Source organism: Vogesella mureinivorans (assembly GCF_007644035.1).
Taxonomy (GTDB): Bacteria; Pseudomonadota; Gammaproteobacteria; order Burkholderiales; family Chromobacteriaceae; genus Vogesella; species Vogesella mureinivorans.
Genome location: NZ_VMTV02000752.1, coordinates 1 through 276 on the forward strand (window position 1 = coordinate 1; position 276 = coordinate 276).

General features: G+C 42.4%; 1 pseudogene. It reads right to left on the minus strand.

Annotation, left to right across the window (positions count from 1 at the left end):
* Positions 1 to 276, minus strand: a pseudogene (locus FLQ44_RS18065) (bifunctional tRNA (5-methylaminomethyl-2-thiouridine)(34)-methyltransferase MnmD/FAD-dependent 5-carboxymethylaminomethyl-2-thiouridine(34) oxidoreductase MnmC); the annotation flags it as partial.

Sequence of the window (276 nt, forward strand, 5' to 3'; positions counted from 1 at the left end):
CAGACCAGACTGCTAAAGCACGGATTAAATCTTGCTTAGACAGTGGGAACTTTTCGACGCTGATGACGTGTAAGTGACTATGATTATCGGGACGAACCTGTTGCCAAAGTTGCCATAAGGCGAGAATATTGAGCCCTGTACCAAAACCTGTCTCACCTACACAAAAATACTCAAAATCACGCAAAGCCCCCAGTCTGGTTTCAAGGTCATTGCCATTCAAAAAAACATGTCGTGTTTCTAGTAGTCCATTGTCTTTTGAAAAATAGACATCACCAA